This is a genomic window from Psychrobacter sp. UBA6766 (genome assembly GCF_002453355.1).
Taxonomy (GTDB): Bacteria; Pseudomonadota; Gammaproteobacteria; order Pseudomonadales; family Moraxellaceae; genus Psychrobacter.
Genome location: NZ_DKGQ01000052.1, coordinates 89,686 through 108,924, shown reverse-complemented (window position 1 = coordinate 108,924; position 19,239 = coordinate 89,686). Strand labels below are relative to the sequence as shown.

Annotated in this window: 10 protein-coding genes; 3 read left to right on the top strand and 7 right to left on the bottom strand. The window is 43.1% G+C overall.

The features are described from left to right. Positions 1–102 precede the first annotated feature (102 nt). The 4 genes from B4K26_RS11765 to B4K26_RS11750 all read right to left on the bottom strand — a co-directional run bounded on the left by B4K26_RS11765 (position 103) and on the right by B4K26_RS11750 (position 10,291). Positions 103–5,424: an SdrD B-like domain-containing protein gene (locus B4K26_RS11765; protein WP_296245706.1), complete on the bottom strand. Its 5,322-nt coding sequence runs from the start codon at positions 5,422–5,424 to the stop codon at positions 103–105. A gap of 141 nt (positions 5,425–5,565) precedes the next feature. After that, on the bottom strand, positions 5,566–7,566 hold the full coding sequence (locus tag B4K26_RS11760) for a hypothetical protein (RefSeq protein ID WP_296245704.1): 2,001 nt from the start codon (positions 7,564–7,566) through the stop codon (positions 5,566–5,568). A gap of 66 nt (positions 7,567–7,632) precedes the next feature. Continuing rightward, complete coding sequence (locus B4K26_RS11755; RefSeq protein ID WP_296245703.1) at positions 7,633–8,097, bottom strand: hypothetical protein; 465 nt, start codon at positions 8,095–8,097, stop codon at positions 7,633–7,635. 268 nt (positions 8,098–8,365) lie between these two features. Next, complete coding sequence (locus tag B4K26_RS11750) at positions 8,366–10,291, bottom strand: hypothetical protein (RefSeq protein WP_296245702.1); 1,926 nt, start codon at positions 10,289–10,291, stop codon at positions 8,366–8,368. Between the two features lie 578 nt (positions 10,292–10,869). On the opposite strand from B4K26_RS11750, the gene aceE reads away from it, so the two are divergent. Together aceE and B4K26_RS11740 are read left to right on the top strand one after the other, a co-directional pair. Beyond that, on the top strand, positions 10,870–13,683 hold the full coding sequence (gene aceE / locus B4K26_RS11745; protein ID WP_296245701.1) for a pyruvate dehydrogenase (acetyl-transferring), homodimeric type: 2,814 nt from the start codon (positions 10,870–10,872) through the stop codon (positions 13,681–13,683). 39 nt (positions 13,684–13,722) lie between these two features. Next, a complete protein-coding gene (locus B4K26_RS11740) occupies positions 13,723–15,456 on the top strand; it encodes a 2-oxo acid dehydrogenase subunit E2 (protein WP_296245699.1) in 1,734 nt (577 codons plus the stop codon). Between the two features lie 103 nt (positions 15,457–15,559). On the opposite strand, the gene B4K26_RS11735 is transcribed toward B4K26_RS11740, so the two are convergent. Further along, a complete protein-coding gene (locus B4K26_RS11735) occupies positions 15,560–15,859 on the bottom strand; it encodes an OmpW family outer membrane protein (RefSeq protein ID WP_409521368.1) in 300 nt (99 codons plus the stop codon). 423 nt (positions 15,860–16,282) lie between these two features. Between B4K26_RS11735 and B4K26_RS11730 the strand changes: the two genes are divergently transcribed. Further along, on the top strand, positions 16,283–17,263 hold the full coding sequence (locus B4K26_RS11730; RefSeq protein ID WP_296245696.1) for an ion transporter: 981 nt from the start codon (positions 16,283–16,285) through the stop codon (positions 17,261–17,263). Positions 17,264–17,316: 53 nt separating this feature from the next. On the opposite strand, the gene B4K26_RS11725 is transcribed toward B4K26_RS11730, so the two are convergent. Further along, positions 17,317–17,976: a TerD family protein gene (locus tag B4K26_RS11725; protein ID WP_296245695.1), complete on the bottom strand. Its 660-nt coding sequence runs from the start codon at positions 17,974–17,976 to the stop codon at positions 17,317–17,319. A 79-nt stretch (positions 17,977–18,055) separates the two neighbouring features. Then, a complete protein-coding gene (locus B4K26_RS11720; protein ID WP_296245694.1) occupies positions 18,056–19,189 on the bottom strand; it encodes a helix-turn-helix transcriptional regulator in 1,134 nt (377 codons plus the stop codon). Positions 19,190–19,239 lie beyond the last annotated feature (50 nt).

Below are 19,239 nucleotides of genomic sequence, written 5' to 3'. Positions count from 1 at the left end.
TAAACGAGTTATTTATCATGAGATAAAAAGTGTCATCTCGTTAATACAAAATTGTCGTAAGCGTGGCTTACGACAATGAGAATAAATGACAAGTAGGAAGGATTATAACGTAGAATTTGCAGTGAGCGGCTTATTTTTGCGTGGGTCATTACGCTTGAATAAGTCTTCGTCAAATTTGAAGCGTAATCTAAAGTAAGCCCCTTCTATAGTCGTATCATCATAGGCAATATCTTCATCTTCAAAGCCCATAAAGTTGTAACCGAGCGATAACCAAAGGTTGGTCATCGGGCTGTAGCCAACTTCAGCGCCAACTAAGTAAGATAAATCATCCGCTTGCTCATTCCAATATGTACCTGCTTGCAAGCCAATATCCCAGCGCTCGCTGATATCGTATAATCCACGTGCATAAACAGCGTGTGCAGTGTTGTCGCTGGCAATACTTTGAGCGTCATATTCCGTATATTTACCGGCATAATGGCCTGATAGCGTCAATGGGCGTGTCGGATGATAGTTACCGCTCCACGACCAAACAATCGCATCTTTTTTATAAGGATCGTTGCCAGTTGCGTTGTCGTCTAAGCGGTATTCGAGCTTGGCAAGCATATCCAGCTGATTGCTATCATAATCACGGTAAGCGGCGCCTAGCTGAAAACGATTAATGGTGCGATGACCATCATCATAATCGACTTTTGAATAAATGTCCTTGGCCAATAAAGTAACCTCATCGCTATAGCGATAAGCGACGCCTGCACTTGCGAGTAGTGTATCACTGGTGTCGCCCCAACGTTTTTCTAATCGACCTGATGCTTTGTAGTTTTCATTAGCCAAATACTCAACACCAAATCCTGCTGCAGTTGCGGTGCTATCTTTTTCGCCTTCTAACGATTCGACACGCTCGAGTAGGGTATTGAGTGTCAATCCTTCTTGAACATACCATTTATTCTTTAGACCGATGGCCGCTTCAGCTTCGCGGGCGCTAATGGCATCACGCATACGGTATTCGCTATAGACTTTACCGTCTTTCATGTAAGTGGTATCAAAGCCGATAACGGTACGCTGGCGCTCTTCAGAGTCATCTAAACCATAGCTACCTGATAAGCTATTGATTAAGTCATGGCGAGCGTAAAGACGACCTAAATTACCCAATGCAGCTTCGCCGCCGATAGAAGTGGCATTGCGCGAACTATGCTCGATATCTTGCTCATATTCAGCAAATACCAATGAGTTATTTAGTTTGGGTAAACGCGCAGTCAAACGGGCCCGGGCAGTGGTACCTTCGATGTCTTTTTCCGCATTGCTTACGCCATTCAGGGCGGATTGATTAATGATGTCATCATTAAAGATGGTATCGTTAGTAACATCTACAACATCCGTTGCCGCTTGAGTATTACGTGAAGCGGCAGTGGCATCTTGCTTATAGTAGCGTATGCCAATCTCGCCAACGATATTTTGACTTAAACGCTGTTCAATACTGGCTTGGACGCCTTGGCGACTGGCTTCGGTAGTATGGTCTTCTGTATGCACGCCTTCCAATTTAAGCGCGGTTTTTTTGTCGTTTAATGTATGAGTGACTTCGATACTAGATTCAGTGCGACCAGCTGTTTGCGGTGACGCACCAGTGACGAAACCTTCGTCGGTATCATTATAGTAAGCTTTGGCGCGCGTGTTTTTCTTATCGTCATAGTCAAGCTCGATACGCAGCGCATCGCCTTTGACATCTTTAGCTTCTAATTTTGTGACATTGATTTGATTACTAGGGTCATAATTAGGGTTCTCAGCTTCGTTTCGGGCGTATTCTGCGACCAGCTTTAGCTTATCGTTAAATTTAACGACGGTATTGACACTGGCAAGTTCTTCTTTATTTAGGGGGTCATCGCTATTGATATAGCTACCACCGATGGCGACTTTATCGGTCAATTGCTGCTTGGCAGCGATACCGCCAACCCAATATTTCTCGCCGCCTTCATCGACTTCGACCGTCACGCGTAGGTAGATAGGGTTACCATCGATATCTTGGCTAGCAATCGGTGACTTTAGGTATAAGCTGCGGCTAATAGGGTCGATTTCATAATCAGCAAAGCGCGTCAAGGTCTCACGGCGCACGATACGACCTGAGTTATTGGCGTCACGGGTGATGACTTCGATGGTTTCTGAATTTTCTAATACCGCGTCGAAATCATTGGCAAGTGGGTAGGGACCTGAAATACCTAAACCACGGGTTTCATTAACCCGCTGTGACGTACGAGTTTCAGCAGCAAACGCTGTGACACGTGTGTTATTGTCCTCAAACTGAGCTTTGACACCAGTCAAGGTACGGTTGTATTGACCAAGCTTGATACCTTCATCATTATCGATTTGGGTTTTTAAATCGCCATACATCGCGAACGAGCGGCCTTTATCGACGCGCACGTAAAGCTTGCTTGTCGATTGGGCATCGAAACCTTTGGCAGAAGAATCGCCATAGACAGGATAGTATTCACCCGGCTCGATATCACGGAATAGGCGCTCGCCTTTTTTATCGCTATCATAAGCAAGCGTCAGTAGATAATCGCCGCGTACCTTACCTTTTAAGAACATCGCCGCGCGACCCGTTGCCGCATAGTCGTCATTGCCAGCGATTTCATGCAGCTCTTGTTCAAAGGCACCTTGTGCATCAGTAATATTACTGCCATCAAAGTTTTTAAGCGAGATAGCGCCCTCGACGATACCAACAGCGATAAGGGGACGCAGCTGAGCCGTGAACTGTAGCGGAATCACTTTCTTGCTGCTGCCGGTGTTAATGACTAGCTCACCTTTACCCGGTACGCTTGGAGCGGTGATGGGTATCAGTAGCTCGCCACCAGAGACGGTAACTTGAGTGCCAGCTTGATCTTTACTGCTGTCGCTAAGGTTGATACGACCGATATTGGCGTCAATCGTAATCGGGGTTGAGGCAATATAAGGGCGACCGTCACGATCTTTTAGGCTAATGACGATTTGGTATTCGCTAACACCATCGGCGGCGACCAATTGCTTTTGCGTTCGATAGTCAATGGTTTGCAGGCTATCGGGTGTCAAAACCTTGATGGTTTGCTCAGAGATGACTTTGCCATTAACGTCAGTGGCGACACCACGTAAGGTATTAGCACCGCGCTGTAAATCGACCGAATAATAATCAAACGCGGTGACATTTTGCTTTTCTTGCTCAGCGGTTTTACCGATTTGCTCGGCTGATACGGCTTTGCCATTGGCATATAGGGTAAAGTTAGAACCTAGCGGCGCTTGAACTTGTACCATTTGTTTGTAGGTACTGAGCTGTTGACCTTCGCTAAGATTAATAAAAGCAACATCATTGTTAGAAACGTCTTTTAAGTATTCTTCGAGCTCTTTTTCTACCGGAGGCGCAATCGTTGTCACGGCCATATCGACACGATTGGCCGCTGGCTTAACCATCTCATTCACGATGGCCGAGTCGCACTGGATACCGGCATCTAGGACATCGTTAGATTTACAGCCGCTTGCATCGACATTGTCTTTATTATCGCGGTTATAATCAGGCTCTAACACCAGCTCGGTTTTTACTGCTTGCTCTAGGTTATCGTTTTTAGCGCTGACAGATTTGCTGCGCGCGACCAACTCTGCATTTAAACGTTCGGTACTATCGCCCAACCCGCCAACGATAGCGAAATCCGCACGATGCAGCTCGCCATATTTTAAGTCAACGAAAAGGCTATCCGCATCGCCAGCATTGCGATTGCTTTGAGTCATCAGTTCGGTGGCGTTAGGAATGGTGGTGCGGTCAACTTTTAGGACGTGAGTTTTTGCACTGACGCCATAGAAGTTATATTTACCTTCAGGATCGGTGACGACGAAGTTGCCGTTTTCCATATAGATGCGCACGCCTGCAACGCCAAGCTCGCCATCTTCTTTTTGTTGAATGCCGTCACGGTTGATGTCATGGTAAACCTTACCAATGATGATACCGTCAGTGTTCATGACACCGCGCTCAACCTCAATCTTCCATTGGGCTTCTCGTGATACGAGGCTCTGACCTTGCTCAGTAGTAGCAACGGCAGTAGCACGGTTGGTACCGTCACCGCCTAATGCCGATGAGCCAATAAGGACGCGATAAGTAATGTCTTTCGTTTCGCCAGCATTCATATTACCTAAACTTAAGACTTGGTATTTACCGTCGGTTTTAAACTCAGTTGTTTGGGCTTTATCAATACGTACGCTGCTATCGACATAGGCAAAACCGCGCGGTAGGGCGTCTTTTAGTTGTACGTCATAAGCGGTGGTAGCACCGTCGTTTTTGATATTGATCGTGTAGTTGACATAATCACCGAGTGAGGCAGTTTTGACGTTACTTTCTTTGGTGACGACTAAGGCCGGGTTGTCATCGACGACAGAAATCGTAGTTTCTAAATTTTCAATACGAGTCGTAAAATCAGCAGAGGATGTAGGTAACTGCTCAGGACCTAGACCTACTGAAGGGATAATACAAGCATCCAAACTTGCAGTCAAAGTATCACTTTTTAAGGTTTGAATGACTTTATCATTGATGGCATTGGCATTATTTTGTGTCGGTACTGATAGTTGATATTTACCCGTGCTATTACCAGTTTCAATCGCTTTTAATGAGTATTTATCACCAGTCAGTAAAGAGGTGATTGTGACCCATACTTGATCAGGCTTATCTAATTGAACATTACACTGGGCGTAGCTGGCTTGCACATAGACGTTATCTTCTAATTGCGAAGTAGTCTTATTATCATCGTACTTAGAAGTGGTAAAATTGATTTCAGGCTGAACGATAAGTAAAGCATCAGTTGCCGCATGAGTGACTGATGGATCTTCTAACACCACTACGCCTATTTTGATATCAGCAGCATCGCCACTCTTACCGTTAGGGTCTGACAATGTTTGGACGATAAGTTGAATGCTCTCGCTGTGCCCAAGTTTAATTTGAGTACGTAAATTGTCAAAGATAATCTCGCTGTCAGCGCTATCGATAATGCCGTTCTTATTTAGGTCTTGATAAACTTTGACATTTGATAGAGAGGGGGCGACATCAAGTGTCAGCTCAATCGTTTGATTGCTATAGCTCGTGTTATTTAAGACGTTGACCCAACTGACTATTGTATTAGGCGCGGCGGTTTGCACCGGCTGCTGCGTTAAGTTGATACCGTACTCTGGTAAATGAGAGGCTTTGACCTGAACTTGGTTTGAGGTGCTAGAGATAGTGACGTCAGGCTGGCTATTGACGTTATAGGTCGCGTTTGCGATGTTATTGATGATTTGTAGGTCAGGGTTTGGCGCTAAATTTGAATCAGTCGCTGCAAACGCCATATTCGATTGCATAAGCAACATCGCCAATGACAGCGCAGAGATCTTCGCTGAACACAATGCGGTACGATTAGACGGTGTCATGGTAGATAGAGTCATGTGTCGCTTATCCAATAAAACATAAATGGAAGATAAAAAAGTGATCTTCTAGCTTGGCCAATCAAAATCGCTTAGGTCAAGCTAGAGGGTTTTTCTATAAGCAGCAAAAGCTACTTATAGATTCAAAGATATTTTTATCAATTAGTTCTGCTTGATTTTGACAGTGAATTGCAGGTTAGCAGTTGCCTGTGGCGCTAATGTTCCTACAGTATTTGAAGCCACTTGATTGTTAGCACTTGGCGCTGTTACTGAACCAGTAGTAGGTGAACCAGAGATGTTTTTGTTATTGGCAGACCCTGTTAAATAGTCAGCATTTGTTGTCACACCATTCTTAACAAGATCATCTGAGATTACTAAGCTAGCGATGCTATAACTGCCAGTTACGCTACTATCGAAAGTATTGGTTGCTCTAATGTTATAGACCACACACTGACCAGCATCAACATTGAAAGAGGTAGTAACAAAACTTCCTTCTGGATTGCCATCACAGTTAGCATCAAGCGCTTGAGTTTTTGCTAACTCAATACCGCGAACCTGAGTCGTATCAACAACAGGATTTACAGTTGGTGGATTGCCTGGCGTAGCACTAGGAACTAAGGTGACAGTGGTTTCTTCTTTTTGACCAACTTCGGCATCGGTAGATGTAACTACATAAGTGATTTTGAGATTGGCTCCAGCGGCAAGCGTATCTGGAATAGTGTAGACACCAGCATCGGCAGTTAAAACTGTACCTGTTCCATTTATTTGTACATTACTGACGCTAACATTTTCTGCTGTATCACTCTTGGCGAGGGTAAAACTAAGGTTTGTTTCAGAGTCACGACCAGTATTGGTGATGGTCACTGAGTGATTGGCTTGTGTAGTACTGTTAGTAGTCGTGGGGATCTGAATAGTTTGAGGATTTGTCAGTGTCAAGCTACGTTGAATTGAGTTAAGAGGTTGGGTAGAGTCATTACCATCAGTGCCATCAACCGAAGTTCCATTAGTGATGTTAGTATCATCGCCTGTAGGATAGAAGTTGATATTTGTTTCTTTTGAGCCATCTGTACTATCAACTAAGGTATTAGTAGCAGTTTTACCATCATCTAAATCGTCAGTAACCGTGACATGGTTAAGAGCATTTTGAGCTAATGGTACATCTTTATCTTTTTTAGCTTTAAATTTGATGGTCATTTTTCCATCTTGTGGTAGGCTAGTAGCTACAAATGAGAATCCCTTAGACGTATTGGTAATAGTAGCTCCAATGGTGGCATTTCCATCGAGGGTAATATTAGTAGCTGCTAACGGCGCCGACATAATTAAGCCATCAGGCAAGAAATCTTCAATCGTGACATTAGTTGCATCTGTAGAGTATCCACCGGCAACGTTCTTGACTACTACTTCATAGCTTACTTCTGCAGTAGAGTCATTAACATTAAAAGTACCAGAAGTAATGGTTTTGGCGATACTAAAAACTGGTAAAACTGTTGAAGATTGATCAGTATTTGTCAGAGTTTCTGTTGCACCGTTAGCTGGGCTGGTAATTGCTGCAATTTTAGTACTTGTGACAGAAAGCTGTAGGTTTTGCGTACTGCCGCCCTGATTACCTGTGGTCTTAGCGTTAATGGTGATTTCTACTGAATATCCAGCTAATAATGGGAAGGAACCACTAGGAATCCCATTAATGGTATATTCTTCTTTTTTTACTCCAGCCGCGTCTTTGATGATTACGTTTGCGTTTGAGCCAGCAAGATTGTATTTACCACCTGATGAATCGGTGAGAGCAAAACTATAAGTATCATCTAGGTTACCAGTATTTGTTAAGGTATGTTTAAACGTTACAAAGCCTTCCGGTACAACCGTCGAGTTCAGATTCTTATCATCGTTTTGAACGTCATCTATATTATTAGCAGTCAACGAGAATGAAATAACTTCGTTGATATTGACAGTTACTTCGTTAGAACTCACAGGTTTCTGAGTTTGATCACCTACGCTATAGCTAGCAGTGGCGACGTTTCTGATAGTTTTAGATTTAGTTCCAGCGTTACCACTTTCTGTTGCTGTTGGCGTTGATGAAGGTGCAGCGCTAGCGCCAGTAGATAAACCCATCAATGTCGCGACGCCGACAGCAAGTAAGCTATAGTTAAAAGTGTTTGATTTCATGTATTGCTCCAAAAGTGATGATAAAAACTATGTGTAAGGTTGAAAAAAATGAACGGATAAAGAGGTTTAATTAACAGTAGTATTTAGAGCGACCGCTGCTGATTTCTGTGCTGGCAATAGCTTGATATTCCAGCGCAGAGTACGGTATTCAGAAAAAGGAATTTTGACCATTTTGCCGTCGACTTTACGCATCAGTGGCATGTCAGCGTAGTTTTTGCCATCGATACTGGCTTGTGCCGATGAAGGGAATGCTTCACCAGTGAAGGTCATGTTTGCAGGAATAGGCAGTACAACTGCTAAGTCTTGAATGTCTTTATTAATGGTATTGCTGTAAGTGGCTTTATACTGAATAACCGTGCCAGCTGGTGCATTCCGGACTGGTAGATAAGTAGTTTTACCCTCGGCACTCTTGACGACCTTATTGGCGGTTAAGTCCATCTTTAAAGCGTCGTCAGCATTGGCCGTGCCTAATAAAAATACCGATGCTAAGCTAGCTAGTAAGGTATTACGTAAAAAACTAGAACCTTTCATATGAAATCCTTTATTAAATCATCACGGTCAGAGATGTCTCTTACTTCTGTGAGGCTCACTTATACAACTGTTAAGCTTTATTTAAGTGAAAAAATATCGACTTTGCTTTAGAAAGGATTTTTACAAATTAATTACACAGTGTCACTAAAAAGGTGACAAAAGGAAGTTTGGAGGGGTTAAACGGTAAAAGCCCCATCTGTAAAAATAGGGCTTTTGTTGGAAATAATTAAGTTTTGAATATTAAGAATAATGCAAGAGGCAATTAATATTAAGGATTTACAGTTGTTCCATATTTAGTGTTGAAATACAGCGTACGTTTCAATGGCAGGGTAGTAGCAGAAGTTTTGTTTAATTCAAAAGGCTCAGTGATAATGACACCGTTTTCACCTATAGTGACTAGTGGGCTGTCTAGCTTATCAGTTTTGTGTAAGCTCGCAGGGATACCTGAAGCGACTGGTAAGTGGAACCTTGACTCAACAGGCATCTTTTGTAGTATGTCAGTAATACGTATGTTAGCGAGTGCTACATGACCTCGGTTATAGGCATCGATTTTGTAAGCGATACATTTACCAGGCTCTATATTTGTGATCGTATCCGTGAAGGTAGGGGTTTGAGGAGAGGGGCCAGTAGTGCCGCTATAGTTGGCATTGATATCACAGTTATTGACGTACTGTGATTTAACTAACACGAGAGAAGCGTTATTCGCTTGAACTTCACCGAAGTCTAGATTGTTGTAGTTATAAACACCTGTGTTTAGTGTAACTTCTCTCTTGTTTGTGGTGCTATCAACACTATATTCCCAATTTTCCGGCTCTACTTGAACGATACAAACCTTAGTCCTATTTTGTAGAGCGCTTGATGACACGCTAAAGCCATATTGTCCTTTCTTTATACCAGTGTCTGTTATGGCTTGCGGCGACGTAGTGGGTATAAGAGTGTTTTCACGACTACAATCCGTTAGCCTAACTGCTAAATTAGGGTTAGATATACCTACTTCACCAGATAGAGAATCAAAAATGCCGTTGAAGTATTGGCTGTTGACGGTACCTACTTCATCAGATCTTAGTGTTAGCCCGCCATTATCATTAAACACCGTACCGGAAAAAGTATAGGTTGGAGCAACTTCGCTTGTTATACCAAAGCTAATCCACTCATTAAAAGTCTCACCTATGACTGCAGTATCTTTACCACTATTACCATTCATAATACCTTCGTATGTTAAAGTGACTGCTTGAGCATTTTCTACTCCAATAACATAATTACTATCGGAATTATTAACACCATAACTAACGTAGCTAGTATTCTTAGGAATAATAGAACTAGTGTAAGGAAGGTAAGTTGTTCGATTATTACTAGAATTAGCTTTTAAGATATTTTCAAAAGTTGGCTCAGGTGGTAATACTCCTTTTTTATCAGATGTTTTAAACTCAACATATTTATTAGGAGCAGCTGTGCGTTCAAGAGTATAAAAGTTTCCAGAATTAGTACCTTTAAGCTTACTAATATCATAGTAATATAAACCGCTTTCTCCACCTCCTCTTGTACTGTCTACACGCAATTGTGGTTGGTCAATAATGGGATTGTTGGAAGTAAATATAGTTTGGTCATTTAACCCACTTGAGTTACCCATAAAATAATCACCCATCGCGCCAAAGTAATAAGAAGCGTTCAAGTTAATAAGGACTTTTGCTTTAGTTTCTGGACCAAAGATATTTGGAACGTAGTCTAGTGTTTGTCTTGCTATTTCAGAATTACCGCTAGGATTAGAGCTATTGTTGTATGTCGGATAAGTCGCCTGAGCGATTTTAATAGTATTAATGAAGTTAGCGTTATTGGGATCGGGTATAAGCTCAAAAGTATAAGTAAACTTATCTTTATCTGTACTATCATTACTTAGGTTTTTAATCATAATACCATTGTCACCTATCTGAAATTCTACCCCATTATACCCACTAGTTGAGCCTGCAATAATTCGATAGTTACCCGTGGCTCCTGTAAGCGTTTTGTAAGTCCCTGATACTATGCTATTGGGAGCGACTCTTTCATCGCGAGTGAAAGTGCCAAAACCCGTCGGAGAAGCCGCCTGCGTGACAAACGGTATAGCAATGACCGTCAAGACGATAGCATACTTAGTCCATCCTAAGTTTTTATCTAAAAATAGAGAACGCTGCAAAAGTAGTAATCGACCAGTCATAGTTCATCTCAGAGTTATAATAAATTGCAAATAAAGGGTATTTATGAAAAGATAATTTATTTTTAATTGATAGATTATTTTAACTTAATATAACATTAAGCATACAATTGTTAGCATATAAATCGATAAAAGGTCGAATAAGGCGACGACTAGCACCTTTGTAATAGAAACGACTGACAAAGAGTGTTTTTAAGAAGATTTAACAACAAATATTCATTTAATAACTAATCACTATTTATTTCAAAAATACTTGTCATATTGGCATTTCTTCATAGCTATAAACAAATCCTTAATAAGCACTTATAATAGAGTGTCATTATCATTTAATAATGATAGTCGAAAAATGGCTGACGTTTAATTTACGACGATGCCTATTTACCCTTATGCAAATGTACAGTGAGACACATTGTTTAGACTTATTATCATCACGGCGAACGATATTGTAATGCTTAGATGCAGCAAGGAAGTTATAGGGAAGTCATCAAGCCAATCAATTGCTCATTAAGACACACACCACATTCTGATTTAATAACACCCTGTCACCATGCAGGACTGACTGATAAAAAGGATTAATTAAGATGAACTATTATAAGGATGCTGATAGCACCGAAACCCAAGAATGGCTGGAAGCCTTTGAGTCGGTTATCAAACATGCCGATAAGGATCGGGCGCAGTTTTTATTAAAAGCACTATATAACATGGCGGTTCAAGAAGGGTTGCCATTTAACCGTCTCGATACGGCTTATATCAACACTATCGCCGTCGAAGATGAGCCAATGTACCCAGGTGATTTGACGATTGAGCGCAAAATCCGTGCTTTGATTCGCTACAATGCGTTGGCGATGGTGATGCGCGCCAATAAGAACGATGATGATTTAGGCGGTCACTTAGCGACTTTTGCTTCAAGTGCGACGCTTTATGAGACAGGGTTTAACCATTTTTTCCGTGCGGCGAGCGACCATTTCGGCGGTGACATGATTTATTATCAAGGTCACTCAGCGCCTGGAATTTATGCACGCTCTTATTTAGAAGGTCGCTTAGATGAGGAGCAACTAGAAAACTTTCGCCGTGAAGTAGGCGGTAAAGGCCTCTCAAGCTATCCGCACCCATATTTGATGCCAGATTATTGGCAGTTCCCAACCGTGTCGATGGGTTTGGGTCCAATTATGTCCATTTATCATGCGCACGTGCATCGTTATATGGAAAACCGCGGTTTACTAGAAAAAGAAGATCGCAAGATTTGGACCTTCTTAGGTGATGGCGAAACCGACGAGCCAGAAAGCTTGGGTGCGATTTCTCTTGCTGGTCGTGAGAAATTGGATAATTTAATTTGGGTCGTCAACTGTAACTTGCAACGCCTTGATGGACCAGTGCGTGGTAACGGTAAGATTATTCAAGAGCTTGAGTCGGTATTCCGCGGTGCTGGCTGGCGCGTGATTAAAGTCATTTGGGGCGGTCAGTGGGATACCTTGTTAGATAAAGACGTGACCGGCGTACTTAAATACCGAATGGAAGAAGCGGTTGACGGTGAATATCAGTTATATGAAGCCCGAACGCCTGAATTTACCCGTAAAGAATTCTTTGGTAAATACCCAGAGCTAGAAGAGATGGCCAATGAGCTGTCTGACCATGATATCTCACGCTTAAATCGCGGTGGTCATGATCCGATGAAGGTCTATGCTGCCTTTAGTGAAGCCATGAAAACCAAAGGTCAGCCAACTGTGGTCTTGGTGAAAACCGTTAAAGGCTATGGTTTGTCTAACCAAGCGCAAGCGGTCAATAAGACGCATCAAATCAAAAAACTTGATCATGAAGCCTTGATGTATTTCCGTGATCGCTTCGATTTGCCATTTACCGATGAAGAGTTGCAGACGCTGCCGTTTTATCGTCCAAAAGAAGATTCGCTGGAGATGAAATATCTAAAAGGTCGCCGTGAAGCGTTAGGTGGTCATCTGCCCAACCGCCGTAGTGGTCATATCCCGCTCAATATTCCAGAGTTGTCGATTTTTGATCGCGTACTAAAAGGCAGCAATGGTAAAGAGCAATCGACTACCATGGTGTTTGTCCGTCTACTAGCGGCGATGTTAAAAAATAAAGACATTCAAGATCGTGTCGTACCCATTGTTCCTGATGAAGCGCGTACCTTTGGCTTAGAAGGTATGTTCCGTCAATTGGGTATTTACTCGGCTTCTGGACAAAAATATACGCCAGAGGATAGTGAGGCTTTGATGGGTTATAAAGAAGCCATCGACGGTCATATGTTAGAGGAAGGCATTAACGAAGCGGGCGCGATGAGTACGTGGATTGCACTGGCAACCAGTTATTCTGTCAACGCGCTACCAATGATTCCACTTTATATTTACTACTCTATGTTCGGCTTCCAGCGCGTCGGCGACTTGGCATGGGCAGCGGGTGACTGTCAGGCACAAGGGTTCTTACTTGGCGCGACAGCTGGTCGTACCACGCTAAACGGCGAAGGCTTGCAGCATCAAGATGGTCATTCACAGATTTTATTTAACGTTGTGCCGAACTGTGTGTCTTATGACCCATGTTTTGGTTACGAGCTGGCAGTGATTATGCACGATGGCCTACGCCGTATGTATGGCGAGGGCGAGCGCGTTTATTATTACTTGACCTTGATGAATGAAAACTATGAACAACCTGCCATGCCAGAAGGTGTTGAAGAAGGTATTAAACGCGGTATGTACTTGCTAGAAGACAATGGCTCAAGCCAAGTTCAGCTATTAGGTTCAGGCGTTATTTTACGCGAAGTACAGAAAGCGGCGAAAATATTACAAGACGAGTTTAATATCTCATCTAACGTTTGGAGCGTAACGAGCTTTAACGAGCTGACTCGCGATGGTATGGCTTGTGATGACTATAATCGCCTGCATCCAATGGAGGAAGAAGTGGTGCCATGGGTTACCGAACAGCTTGCTCCGCACGAAGGTATTGTTGTCGCGGCAACCGACTATATGCGCAATTATCCAGAACAAATCCGCGCATGGTTACCGGACAACCGTCCTTATACGACTTTAGGCACAGATGGTTATGGTCGCTCAGACACCCGTGAGCAATTACGTAGCTTCTTCCATGTCGATGCTGCTCATATTGTGGTTGCAACGCTCAAACGCTTAGCCGATGAAGGTGAAGTTGAGATGCGTCTGGTAAAAGATGCGATTTCAAGCTTTGGTATCGAAGCGGATCAACCACCTGCATGGCAACAACAGCCTCATTATGATCATTTCCCAGATGCGCCAGGCCCTGACAATGTTCATCCAAACCCTGTGCCAGAGTTTGTCAGTGAAGATGATGACGAAATAAGCAGCGAAGGCCGCGCAGAAGATCCAGCCGATGCTGCTTTACTCAATGATGACGACGTCAAAGAATAGCCCAAAGACAAGGCAACAATAATATAAGGAGAATTACGGATGGACATTAAAGCCCCCGATTTGGGTGTTGATAGCGCCGAAGTCAGTGAGATTATGGTCGAAGTTGGCGACGTTATTGCAAAAGACGATAATATTATTTTATTAGAATCTGACAAAGCGTCAGTAGAAGTACCAAGCTCGGCTGCCGGTAAAGTGACTAAAATTAGCGTGGCGGTTGGCGATCAAGTCCGTGAAGGTATGGTGCTTATTGAGCTTGAAAGCGAAGCAGATTCTGATAGCCAAAGCGATGATGACCAAAGCACTGATAAAGAAACAGAAACAGAAGCTGCCGCTGACAAACAAAATGAAGCGCAGCCTAATCAGCAAGTAGATACTAAAACAGCTGAGGCAAATACTTCTAAGGCTACTGGACAAACAGGAAAGGCAACCACTCATGCCTTGCCAGATTTAGGTGTTGACGAAGCGCAAGTGTCTGAAATTATGGTCAGTGTCGGAGATATGGTCACTGCTGACCAATCCATTTTGCTCATTGAGTCTGATAAAGCGTCGGTTGAAGTACCAGCGCCAGAAGCCGGTAAGATTGAAAAAATCTTAGTTCAAACTGGCGACATGGTCGCCAATGGTCAAGATTTTATCGTCATCATTGGTGAAGGTGCAGAGAGCGCTAACGAGTCTGAATCTGGTGTTTCTGAATCGCAAGATTCAAAACCAGCTGAATCAGATAAGAAAGCTGACTTAGACCAAAAGGCGAGTAAGCAAACGACTGGTGAGCCTAAACAAGCTGCTAAATCTACGACTAGTCCTAGCGCTGCAAATGATAAGTTGACCGAAGCACAAGTCAACGAAAAAATGGTCGATATCTATGCCGGTCCTGCCGTGCGTAAGCTTGCGCGTCAGTTGGGCGTTGATATCAGCCAAGTGACAGGGTCAGCGCTTAACGACCGTATCTTAAAAGAAGATTTGTTTGCCCATGTAAAAGAAAGCCTTAGCACGCAAAAAACAGCGCCTGCTAATGGTAATGTGGCGAGCTCAAGCCTGCCAAGTTTACCTGATATGAGTAATAGCGAGATATGGGGTGAGACCGAAGTACAAGATTTAAGCCGCCTACAAAAAGTCTCGATACCACAGCTCAATTACAATACTTTGCTGCCGCAAGTGACGCAATTTGACTTGTCTGACATCACGGAAACTGAAAAGTTACGTGGTGAGCTCAAAGGCGCTATGAAAGCGGAAGGTATCGGCTTCACCATTTTGGCGTTTGTCGTCAAAGCAACTGCTTATGCATTAACCCAGCATCCACGTTTTAATAGTCATTTGAGTGACGATAATACTCAAATTATCTTACGTAAAAGCGTGAATATGGGCATTGCGGTCGCGACGGATGATGGCTTGATTGTACCTGTTATCAAAAATGTGCAAGATAAAGGCCTAAAGCAAATCGCCATTGAGATAGGTGAGCTTGCGGTTAAAGCGCGTGATAAGAAGCTAACGGCCAAGGACTTGCAAGGCGCGAGCTTTACCATATCTAGCCAAGGTAACTTAGGCGGTACCGCATTTACGCCACTGGTAAATTGGCCACAAGTGGGTATTTTAGGGGTGTCAGAAGCCAGTATGCAGCCGCGCTGGAATGCTAGTAAGCAAGCCTTTGAGCCGCGTTTGATGTTGCCGCTATCATTGTCTTATGATCATCGCGTGATCAATGGCGCTGATGCCGCTGTATTTACCCGTTATATCGCAACCTTATTGGCTGATCCACGCCGTATCTTGCTATAAGTGCTCTGCTTGATAAAAAAAATTGTATTTACAGACAAAAAGAAGCCGGCTAATAAGCCGGCTTCTTTTATTTATCGTGTTCAGTTTAGAGCAACAGGCTATATTAGAATTGTTTTACGAAAGCAACGCCATAAACCCAAGGACTGATATCAAGGTCACCAATGTCTGTACCGTTTAAAGTAGCATCGGTTTTGATGTCCATATAACGGGCATCGATACGCAAAGACTCAGTAGGCGCAAATGGGATATCAAGACCGATGTGACCCGCAACACCAACGCTATCATCAAGTAAGGTTTTAAATACTAAGTTGTCATAATTGGATTTCATCCTACAGTCATAATGAGCTTGGTGGGTGAAATTAGATGGTATTGTTAAATAGCTTCTTTTACAGTAAATTTGCATTTGCTGTTATTATTTATTAAAGGATTAGAATTAATAAAAGGATTGATCGTATATTATGCTCGGTTATTGTAGTAACTCACCCCTTCGCTGCGAAAACGCCCGTTCAATAAAACTTTTAAATCAAATGGATGCCTGTTGTCCTAAATGCGGCTTATTTTTATTACCAGCGCAAAACTTAAGCCATCAAATACGAGCTAACGAACGTTTTTTGCGTTTGATTTTTTTTGCCACTGCGGTGACATTGGTAGCAGCAACCTACATTTATTATGTAAATTTTGTATAATCATAACGTCTAAAGAAAAATTAACATAAATTATTTAAAACAGCTCATCAGTAAATCTGCCAGCGCAACCCTCTTTTTATTGATGTCTCCTACCTGATTTTTTGTTGGTATAAACCGGTGTTACACCGCATAGGGACAGCATGCTATTTCAATCTATTCGGCGCTTGCGTCTTTTTGTTTACAATATTCTGCAAAACGATGAGCATGACACGCTCTTTAGTCGCTATGTTGATTACTTTCTCATTTTTTTGATCATGGCGAACGTCACGGCGGTCATCGCTGAGTCGGTTGACAGCTGGTATTATCCCTATCAAGCTTATTTTACTTGGTTTGAAAACTTTTCTATCGTGGTGTTTTCTATTGAATATTTACTCAGGTTATGGAGTGTCGCTGAAGCGAAGCCTGACAATACCACGTGGCGTCAGCGCTGGGAATGGTTAAAAAGCCCCTCGGCGCTGATTGATATCATTGCGATTGCACCGGCGTTCTTAAATTTCTTTGTCAGTATCGATTTGCGATTCTTACGTATCTTGCGCCTGTTCCGCATTCTTAAACTTACCCGTTATTTTGCCTCCTTACGTATTTTATTGGTGGTTATCAGTAAAGAGAAAGGTTCGTTTCAAGCGGTTATTTTTATCTTAATCATCATGATTGTGACCGCATCAAGTGGTATTTATTTGGTAGAGAATCACGCGCAGCCCGAGGAGTTCGAATCCATACCGAAAGCCATGTGGTGGGCGGTGGTCACACTGACGACCGTTGGTTACGGAGACGTCACGCCTGTTACCAATGCGGGTAGGATTTTGGGGGCGATTATCACGATATTGGGCGTCGGACTTGCGGCACTACCGGCTGGTATCTTGGCAACGGGTTTGGCAAATGAGCTGAGCCAGCGCCGAGAAGAGCTTGAGCAAGATTTTCGAGAGCAACTGGTCGATAGTGATTTTGACTTGGTTCAAAATCAGATGATGATTGAAAAAATCCGCCGTGAGCTTGGATTGGATAAAGAGCAAGCACAAGAGATTGTACTGCAAGTGCTGCGTGAAAAAGAGCTTGAGCGCCGCGAAAAAGAAGTTCGGCAAAAGAATTTTTGTCCGCACTGCGGCGAGCCGTTAGAGTAAAGAGCGGCAAAAATCGTCCCGGTTCCGTCGTATTTTCTTATATTTATATCTTTTTACATTGAACTGGAAATACCTTGCGAAATCGGTAAAACGCGTGCCAATTCATGCGCTACTTCTTGCGCGGCTGTCGCTAAGTCTTTTGCAGGGAGAGGTAAGTCTTGCAGGGTTAAATGCCAATCGTCCACTTCTCGGCGTAAGTGGGCAGCCCAAATCGTCACGCAGTCGGGTGGTAGCTGATTTAAATTAATTTCAAAAACGCGGTTGCCTTCATCATCGCTTAAATGAATCTCACCTTTTTTTACTCTGATAAAAGGCTGACCGTGATAAGAGTTGGCGATCAAAGCAATATGGGAAATGTGGGCAGGAATGTCATCCAAATAAATTCTGATTTGCTCTTGATCAAGGGGCGCAAGGTACAGTGCTTGTTCACCGCGGTCTTTGCCGTTGAGACTATCGCCTTGATGTTTGACGGATTCTGCTTTATCGCGTAACTGCTTAAACCAGACAATATCGCTGATGGTGCAGTTATCATCATACAATACGCAGGCCAAATCGATATCAATTGCGTTTTCATTTTTTTTAAGGCGCTTAAGTATGCCTTTGTGTTCAATCCTAGTAAATTCGTAGTTTAACGCAAAAAATAGAGTACCCGTATCTAAACCCAGCCCTCTTAAACTGTCTGAAAGTAATGGTGATGGGATAGTGGTCGACATAATATTCCTTTTAGATTTTTATCATATTAGAGATGTTGCTCAGTTTAGGTATCATTGCGCATCAAGTCGAACGACCGCGCTATTCGACCTTTACTGCTTTGTCTAGTACGGCTTGATAAAGTAGTCCGGGTTTGGCGTCTAATAAACCGCTACCAAAGCCGCGTAACCACCAGACCAGCTGCGAGGTTAAGTTTACCGTGGCTTGTATGGTGAGGGTTTCATCATCATTAATGGTGACCGTTTGGTCGTCACTGAGCTTGCTTTCCGTTAAGCTTTTGCCCGCTTGTTTGGTAAATTGTAGCTCAACCGCGGTATGTTTGCCATGATCGGGCAGTTGACTAAAAAGAGGATGGCTAAAGCCCATACCACCTGCATCTAGATAGTTATCTAATTGAAAGTTGTCTGGGGTTTGAGCTGCGCTTTCAAGTATCTCAACGCTGACAAAGCGATGGAGGGCAAAGGTGCGAATAATCACATCTGGATCATCGGTACGCGTTGCTAACAGGTAAATAATCACCCCACGCTGGATGATAGCAATGGGATTTAAAATGTATTCGCTGGCTTGTGATTTGTCACTGCGGGTATAGCTGGCTTTTATTTGTAATTGATAAAATAAAGCGTGATAAATATTGTCTTTACTTTCCAAATCGATATGAGGCGCAATTAAGGGCTGAGAGGCAGGCTCGATACGTACCCTATCAATCCATGAATGCGTGACTTTGCTGTTTTTAAGCTGTCTGCGTGCCAAATCAAACCAAGGAAATAGCTCATCTAAGATCACGGGCGGTAGCAGTTGGCTTAGATTGGCTTCGACCATGTTAAAGGCAACCGCTTGTGATAAATTCATATGCGGTAAACTTTGCAGTGGCGCGTCGTCCTTCCAGCGCCAACCTTGTGGATTGGCATTGTTTTTTTCGATAGGAAAGCGTTTGGCAAGGGCGTTTAAGTCGCGTTGTACTGTGCGCAAACTGATATCAAATCCTGCAAGTATAAGTTGCTCATAGATATGCGTCGTACCTACCCAGCGATTACGCTGCAATTGCGACAATACCTGCCATTGCCGCGCCGTCGTTGCCGCTCCATGGCGGTTATCCGCTGAGTCTCCAGATGCTTTACTATCTGTCGTCAACTCTGTAGTTACTAGAGCAGTTGTTGTCTCGTCAACAGCTGCTTGCGCTTGGGTATTATCAGCGTTAGTAGAATGTACAGTCATTAAGAGATAACCTTTATTTAGTCACAGAATTGATGATTGGCTGTTCATTA